Origin of the sequence: uncultured Oscillibacter sp. (assembly GCF_910587525.1) — a bacterium.
GTDB lineage: Bacteria > Bacillota > Clostridia > Oscillospirales > Oscillospiraceae > Oscillibacter.
In genome coordinates this window covers 1-7,061 of sequence record NZ_CAJULS010000120.1, presented here as the reverse complement: position 1 = coordinate 7,061, position 7,061 = coordinate 1, and the positions used below count along the sequence as shown (strand labels likewise).

The window sequence follows — 7,061 nt, the reverse complement described above, 5'->3', positions numbered from 1 at the left end:
AGGCGGGCCTCGTAGGCCCCGTACAGCAGGCTCAGGTCCCGGAGCTTGTCCCGGGTGGCCCCGCCGATCTCCAGGGACTGCTCATACAGGACCTCCGGCGTGACCTCATAGCAGCGAAGCTCGTCAAAGAGATCCAGCAGCTGCTGCAAAAAGGCGGACTTCTGGGAGGGACGGCGATAGACCGTCAGCTCCGGGGCCGTCTCCAGCAGCGCTTTTTGCAGCGTCAGCAGCTTGCCGCCGGCGTCCAGCGTCACCTGGGCCGCGCCGCCGGTGACAGCCAGCACCCGCTCTGCCAGACGGCGGAAACTCAGCACTTCCGCGTGGCGGCTGGCAGTGGGACCGCAGATCCGGCACAGGTCCACCTCCGCCTGGTGAGAGGCGTGCTCCGGCACCAGCAGGATCTGCCGGCCGCTGTCTCCCAGCTCCTGGATGCTGTGAAGGATGGTATCTGATTTTCCCGTCTTGGCCCGGCCGATGAGAAGATACAGCATAGGGAAGTCCTCTTTCGTCATTTTTCCCCTTTATGATAACATACCCGGGCCCGCAGAGCAAATCTTTTCACAGGAAGCTTCCTGCTCAACGCAGGTGCTACCAATTTATGCCCCTGGCGATTTCACCGGCAAATCTTGAACCGGACAAATACTCATGGTATAATTGGAGCAATAAATCAGGGTCTTCGAGGTCAATGAAAGATGGAACTGAGATTTACCGCGACAATTTTACAAAATCAGGATATGGACGCAGCATATATTGAAGTTCCATATGATATCAAAGCCATATACGGAAAGGGCAGGCTATTGGTCCATGCAACCTTTGATGATGAGCCCTATGACGGGCAGGTAATCAAAATGGGTACGCCGCATTATGTCATTGGCGTGACGAAAGCGATTCGGCGCAAGCTATGCAAATCATTCGGAGATGAAATTGCTGTCACAATCAGAGAACGCTGAATTTGCATTTACCAGGCAGTTATCCATAACGGATATCTGTCCGTCCTGACATTTTGACGTGTCATTTCACATCCGGCCATTCAGCGGCACCTTGCCGGAAATGAAACACACGGGAACCGCCGCCGGAGATTTCCGGCGGCGGTTCATCATCTGCATGTCTCGTCTTTTCAAGTGGCCGCGCCCTCCAAACACACCCGGACCTGCTCCCACCACTCCACAGCTTTGAATTTCAGGACATAGCCCTGGTCCTCCTCCGTAATGAGGCCCACCTGTTCCTCGCTGAGACCCGCCGACAGCGCAGCGGCAGGCACGTCGGCGGAGGCGGCGGTACACAAAGGCGGGAACACCACGCACCACCAGTTCCGCCCCGCTCCCTCACCGATCACCACCCGCAGCGCCAGATATTCCCCGGCGGGCAGGGTGAAGCCGTCATACTCCCGGGTGGGAAACTCCGTGTCCGTCAGCTCCGCCGTCACCGGATAGGCGCAGCCGTTGGCCCGCAGCTCCCGGACCGCCAGCGCCTCCAGCTCCGGCAGCTCCTCCCGCAAAAGCGTCTCCGCCTCCGTCCGGTCTTTCGCCTGGGTCAAAAGCTCCGTGGCCTGGGCCAGCACCCGGTCCCGCACCAGCAGCTTCAGGGCCTGGTCCTCCTCGCCATCGGAGTTGGCCAGCACGTGAAGCCGCACCACCCGGTCCGCCAGCCGGGTCTGGGTGCGCAGGGCCAGGCCGCCGGAGATCAGAAACACCGCCAGGCCGATCAGCAGGGCAATCTCAATGCATTTCAGTCGGTTTTCCGGGACAATTTTGGTTTTCATGCCAGTTCCATCCTTTGCTTATGTAGGCCGGTCTTCCGGCGCTTACCATAAGCATGGACAGAAATCTGGGATTTTATACCGACTCTTGATAAAAGGACGCAATTGTCTTATATAGTTGAAGCACTTGAAAATCCGCAAATTGCGGATTTTCAACCAGCGGGGCGAAGCCCTGCTGGACGGGCATTGCCCGTGTGCCTCAACTATGAATCAAACACACGCCCGCTTATACGGGCTCTGGCGGCAGTTTTACTGCCGCCAGGTTGAAAAGAATCAGAATAATTCTTTTCAAGTGTGCTGACTATACCTTACTATAAATTGTCCAGCCAGCTCACCGGCTGGGCCGCGAAACTCCGGACATACCACTTCCGCAGCGACTCCAGGGCCGGGGCGGCCTCCTCCCCTGTCCGGAAAATGCCAAATACCGCAGGGCCAGAGCCGCTCATGGCCGCGCCCATAGCCCCGCAGCGAAGCATCACCGTTTTGATCCCCTGGACCTCCTGCCGCATCTCTTCCGGCAGGACCTCTTCAAACACATTGTAGAGCCGCTTGGCGACCCCCTCCAGGCTGCCCGCCTCCAGGGCGCCCATCATACCGTCAATATCTGGGCGGTTCTGGAACACCCGGCCCCGGACTCTGGCGAACAGTTCTGCCGTGGGGATGTCAAAGTCTGGTTTACATAACAATATCCAGCATGGCGGCAGCGGCGGCAGGTCCGAAAGGACCTCCCCCCGGCCCTCCGCCAGAGCGGTACCCCCACGGACGCAGAAGGGCATGTCGCTGCCCACTGTCAGTCCAATCCGCTCCAAGTCCTCTGTGGGCAGCTCCGGGGCATACCGTTCCCGCAGAAGGCGCAGGAGCGCCGCCACATCGGCACTGCCGCCGCCAAGGCCAGCGTAGGCCGGGATTTGCTTTTTCAAACTGACAGCCAGAGGCGGGCAAGGACGTCCCAGCTCCTGAAAAAAGGCCTCCACCGCCCGCTGCTCCAGCGTCTTCCCCCCTGCCGGGAGAAAATCTCCGTCCGTATCCAGGGAGAAGCCCTTCTCCCCCTCCGCCAGAGTCACCGTGTCGCAGAGGGACACGGTCTGCATCACCATCCGCATCTCGTGATAGCCGTCCGGCCTGAGGCCCAAGATGTCCAGAGCCAGGTTGATTTTTGCCGGAGCGGGTCTTTTTATGGCCTCCATATAAACTCTTCTTTCTGTAAGACACCCCGCGCCGCGTTTCCGGCGGCGCGGGGCGTTCTATTATTTGATCTTCCGGGCCTCCACATAATAGCGCTTATCCTGGGCATGACCCATGGAAAAGGTCTTGCGCGGCAGCACGCCGTCAGCCATGACGGTCTTGAACAGCTGCTCCTTGCCCATGGCGGGGAGCTTGAAGCCGATGTTTCCGGGCTTGCTCCCCAGCTCATCGGTGACCTCATCTCCATGGATATAGTCAATCTCGCCGCCGTGGTCCTTCACATAGCCGTCCAGAAAGGCCTGGAGGGTGCCCACCGCCAGCTGAACTTTGGGCCGGGGCACGGTGACAAAGCCGGTGTGTCCGGCATAGGTGTAGGCGATGGTGTGGCCCTCCCCCCGGCCCTCGCAGGCACCGGGGTAATAGGCCTTGAATGCCTCCAGCAGCGCTTCCGGCTCCACGCCGAAGACACAGCGGTGAATGGGCTCAAAGGTCAGGGCTCCGTCGTGGTTGTTCACCACCTCCACCAGGGCATACCGGGCGGGGAGGGCGGCCCACTCACTCTCGGGCGTGACCTTTTTCAGGTTCTCGTAGCACTGCTTGGCGGTGGCCAGGGAGTGGTTTCCGTCGCCCACGGCGAACAGCAGGGGGGCCGCGCCCTTCATGCCGTACTTCTTCTCCATCTCCGCCTCCGTGCACAAGCCCGCCAGGGCATCCGCAACGGCGTCTGTCTGGGCCGCCGCCAGCCGCCAGCCGGTGAGATGGCCGCCGCCCTGCTGGAGGTCAAAGTCATAGAGCTTCTCCATGTCCCCGCCGGCCAGGGGCTCAATGACGGTTCTCTCCGGATCGTCGATCAGCAGCATCACGTGGGGCAGCTCGATGGGCGCGTCCTGCCGGACCCGCACCCGGGGCGGGATGCGGGAGAGCACCGTGCCCTCGGTGGCCCGGATCAGGGCTCCGGAGCCGGGGGTGAAGTCGTACTGCTCCAGATCCACCATGCCGATAAGCCCCCGGCGGACCCTGCCGTCGGACTGGGTCCGCTCAATATAGATCAGAGACTCCGGCAGCGTCTTGAAGACGCCCTGATCCAGATACGCACCCATGGATTCGTTGATGCCGGCAATACAGCTGTCCACCTCCGGGTCGTTCAGCTTCGCCTCCGGCAGAATCAGCCGCAGGGTGGAGGAAGCGCCTCCCACGGTCTCCTCCACCGCCTGCCAGTACTCCGGCTGAGAGGTGAACTGGTCGCAGGCCACCACGGCCCACTTCGTCATGTCCGCGTCCTTTGGCAGCAGGATGTCGGCGGGATAGAAGCCCAGGGCCTTGAATTTCTCGTTCATGTCGCATCTCCTCTTCTCCTATTTTTTCTGAAACTCCCGAATGGTCATAATGGCAATCCCCGCAAAGCAGATGAGCAGCAGCGGGATGGCAGGGGCGGCCAGAATTGCCAGCGGCCCCTCGAACACCTCCCAGCAGAGCTTTACAAACTCCATGGCTGCTTCTCCGCCGGTCAGAGCGCCGCCTTGATGGCGTTCAGCAGGTCAGGAAACTCCTCATAGGCGGGCAGCTCCGGGTAGTCCTTTTTGATCTGCTCCGTGCTCTTGAAGAGGAACCCGGCCTTGCTGGCCCGGATCATGCCCAAATCGTTAAAGCTATCCCCGGCGGCGATGGTGTCATAGCCGATGGACTGGAGGGCCTTGACAGTGGTGAGCTTGGACTTCTCGCAGCGCATTTTGTAGCCTGTGATCTCACCGCTCTCCGCCGCCTCCAGAGAGTTGCAGAAGATGGTGGGCCAGTTGAGCTTTTCCATCAGGGGCTTGGCGAACTGCTCGAAGGTATCGCTGAGGATGATGACCTGGGTCAGCGTCCGCAGCTCGTCCATAAACTCCCTGGCGCCGGGCAGGGGGTCAATTTTGGCAATGGTGGCCTGGATCTCCTTCAAGCCCAGTCCGTGCTCCTTTAAAATTCCCAGGCGGAATTTCATCAGCTTGTCATAGTCGGGCTCATCCCGGGTGGTACGCCGCAGCTCCGGAATGCCGCTGGCCTCGGAGAAGGCGATCCAAATCTCGGGCACCAGAACGCCCTCCATGTCCAAACATACAATCTTCATGCTGTTCCTCCCATTCCGCGGCCTTGCGCCGTGTCTTGCGTGCTGTCTGTGTTCCCAAAACAGCTATATAATAAATGTATCATACCAGCGGATAATTTGCAATCTTCTTTTGCGTTCCGGGCTGCGGAAGGACAAAGTGAGCGGGCCGCCAATGGCGGTCCGCTCCGAAAAAGCTCCTTATTCCTCCGGCACGGCGTAGATGCCGTATACCCAGAGGTCTTCCTCCCCTGCCAGCTCCGGCAGGACGGTGAGCACATTGTCCTCCGTCCACTCCACCTTCAGATTGCCGCTGTGGAGGCGGTAGACCCGGGTGCTCTCCCCGCCGTTTTCAAACACGGCGGTGACGGTGAGGGCGGCGCCGTCAAAGTAGTCGGCGTCCCTCTGCGCCTCGGTGGAGATGCCGAGTCCCGTGTTCCAGGCCATCTCCTCCGGGGCGACCCAGAAGCCATAGCGGATGTCGGGGTCGTAGTCCTCCTGAACGCTGCTCCCCAGAGCCGACATCTCCGGCATATACCACACGCCGTCGTCAGTCTGGCTGATGGCGGCGGTGGCCAGCTCCGGCGTGCCCATGTGCTCGCGGTAGTAGGCCAGCTCCTCCTCCGTCAGGTTCTCCAGCAGCCGGTAGCGGTACAGCCCGCCCCGGTCGATGGAGAGGGACACGGAGGCGATATCCTCCCCGGTGACCTGGAAGAGGCAGCCGGTGAAGTCCCCCTCCCCGGGGTTGGTCATCCCGTCACCTATGGAGAAGGCAATGGCGCCGTCCTCCCGGGCGGGGTATCCGTCCTCAATTCCGGCGGCGTAGGCCGTCAGGCCGAAGGACAGCGACAAGGGGAACACCTGGGGGCCCTCCCCACGCCGGACGCTCGCCGGATTCCCGCCCTCCGGGGCAGCGTCCACGGGAGCGGCGGGAGCCCGCAGGTGTATGCTCCCCAGCACCAATGCCAGTGCGCACACAGCGCAGACCGCGGCGCGCATCACAGGGCGGAACCGTCCCTTTGCCAAACGTCTGGGGCCAGCCTCCGCGCCCTCCATTCCCTGCCGCCGGGCGGCGGACAGCACCCGCTCCTCAAGCCCTGTGGGCACGCAGATGTTCTCTACTACATTCTGATACTTGTTCCTGCTCATCGTCCGTACCTCCTAACAAGTCCTTCAGTCTCATTCTCGCCCGGCGGAGCCGGGTGCGCACCGTGGCCGCCGGGACATGCAGCATGGCGGCGATCTCCTCTGTGCGGTAGCCCTCGGCATAGTGCAGATGCACCGCCGTCCGCTCCCCCTCCGGCAGGCGGGACACCGCCTGCCAGAGCTCCGCCGCCTCGTCATCGGCGGGGCGGGCCAGCTCCGGCACCTCGTCCAGGGACAGCGCCGTCCGCCTTAGGCGAAACCGCTGGATATCCACACAGCGGTTCAGCGCTGTCCGGAGGAGCCAGGCCTTCATATACTCGCCGTCCCAATCCCGGCCCTCCTCCCCCAGCAGGCGGAGGAACACGTCCTGGTAGACATCCTCCGCGTCCGCCGTGTTCTGGAGGCGGCACAGCGCCAGGCGGTACACCGCCCCGCCGTGGGCCTCCATGGCATTGCGGAGAAAAACTTCCCGGTCTTTCATAACAATGCCTCCTTTTATCAATATTTCGGTTGAAAAGCGCCTTTCACTGATAATACGTCCGGAGGGCCCCAATTGTTTCAAGAGTCAGGAAAAATTTTAGGGGCGGACACGCAGGTGTCCGCCCCTCTTACGTCTATTCCGGCCTGATGCCGTAGATCTCGAACCTGCCGATAAGGTTCTGGAGCGTCAGCTTCTGGGCCAGCAGCTGCTGGCAGGTGGCGCCCCGCTGCTTTCCGGCGCTGCGCAGCGCCTCCAGCTTCTCCAGCACACCCGCCTGCTCCCGCAGGAGGTCTTTGTACATGCGGTCATAGGCCGCCAGGCGTTCCAGCTCCGTCATATCAGACATTGAAACGGAAGTAGATCATGTCGCCGTCCTGGACCACATACTCCTTGCCCTCGCTGCGGAG

Annotated in this window: 10 protein-coding genes and 1 pseudogene; 1 reads left to right on the top strand and 10 read right to left on the bottom strand. The window is 61.4% G+C overall.

Annotation, left to right across the window (positions count from 1 at the left end):
- Nucleotides 1-491 (bottom strand): annotated as a pseudogene (locus tag QZ326_RS10245) (ATP-dependent nuclease subunit B); the annotation flags it as partial.
- 201 nt (nucleotides 492-692) lie between these two features.
- On the opposite strand from QZ326_RS10245, the gene QZ326_RS10240 reads away from it, so the two are divergent.
- Nucleotides 693-950: a DUF1905 domain-containing protein gene (locus tag QZ326_RS10240; RefSeq protein ID WP_295744850.1), complete on the top strand. Its 258-nt coding sequence runs from the start codon at nucleotides 693-695 to the stop codon at nucleotides 948-950.
- A gap of 167 nt (nucleotides 951-1,117) precedes the next feature.
- On the opposite strand, the gene spoIIR is transcribed toward QZ326_RS10240, so the two are convergent.
- The 9 genes from spoIIR to QZ326_RS10195 all read right to left on the bottom strand — a co-directional run bounded on the left by spoIIR (nucleotide 1,118) and on the right by QZ326_RS10195 (nucleotide 7,037).
- Complete coding sequence (spoIIR, locus tag QZ326_RS10235) at nucleotides 1,118-1,762, bottom strand: stage II sporulation protein R (protein ID WP_295744847.1); 645 nt, start codon at nucleotides 1,760-1,762, stop codon at nucleotides 1,118-1,120.
- Nucleotides 1,763-2,070: 308 nt separating this feature from the next.
- Nucleotides 2,071-2,946, bottom strand: coding sequence for a 4-(cytidine 5'-diphospho)-2-C-methyl-D-erythritol kinase (gene ispE, locus QZ326_RS10230; RefSeq protein WP_295744844.1), 876 nt, complete (start codon nucleotides 2,944-2,946; stop codon nucleotides 2,071-2,073).
- 60 nt (nucleotides 2,947-3,006) lie between these two features.
- Nucleotides 3,007-4,281 (bottom strand): DUF1015 domain-containing protein, encoded by a 1,275-nt coding sequence (locus QZ326_RS10225; RefSeq protein WP_295744841.1) that lies wholly within the window; start codon nucleotides 4,279-4,281, stop codon nucleotides 3,007-3,009.
- Nucleotides 4,282-4,299: 18 nt separating this feature from the next.
- On the bottom strand, nucleotides 4,300-4,434 hold the full coding sequence (locus QZ326_RS10220; RefSeq protein WP_295744838.1) for a hypothetical protein: 135 nt from the start codon (nucleotides 4,432-4,434) through the stop codon (nucleotides 4,300-4,302).
- Between the two features lie 17 nt (nucleotides 4,435-4,451).
- Complete coding sequence (thrH, locus tag QZ326_RS10215; RefSeq protein ID WP_295744835.1) at nucleotides 4,452-5,051, bottom strand: bifunctional phosphoserine phosphatase/homoserine phosphotransferase ThrH; 600 nt, start codon at nucleotides 5,049-5,051, stop codon at nucleotides 4,452-4,454.
- A 177-nt stretch (nucleotides 5,052-5,228) separates the two neighbouring features.
- Nucleotides 5,229-6,176 (bottom strand): hypothetical protein, encoded by a 948-nt coding sequence (locus tag QZ326_RS10210; RefSeq protein ID WP_295744832.1) that lies wholly within the window; start codon nucleotides 6,174-6,176, stop codon nucleotides 5,229-5,231.
- Complete coding sequence (locus tag QZ326_RS10205) at nucleotides 6,118-6,654, bottom strand: RNA polymerase sigma factor (protein ID WP_295744829.1); 537 nt, start codon at nucleotides 6,652-6,654, stop codon at nucleotides 6,118-6,120. The genes QZ326_RS10210 and QZ326_RS10205 overlap by 59 nt, the downstream gene beginning before the upstream one ends.
- Nucleotides 6,655-6,787: 133 nt before the next feature.
- A complete protein-coding gene (locus tag QZ326_RS10200) occupies nucleotides 6,788-7,000 on the bottom strand; it encodes a hypothetical protein (protein ID WP_295744826.1) in 213 nt (70 codons plus the stop codon).
- Nucleotides 6,993-7,037, bottom strand: coding sequence for a hypothetical protein (locus tag QZ326_RS10195; RefSeq protein ID WP_295744853.1), 45 nt, complete (start codon nucleotides 7,035-7,037; stop codon nucleotides 6,993-6,995). Before QZ326_RS10195 ends, QZ326_RS10200 begins: the two co-directional genes overlap by 8 nt.
- Nucleotides 7,038-7,061 lie beyond the last annotated feature (24 nt).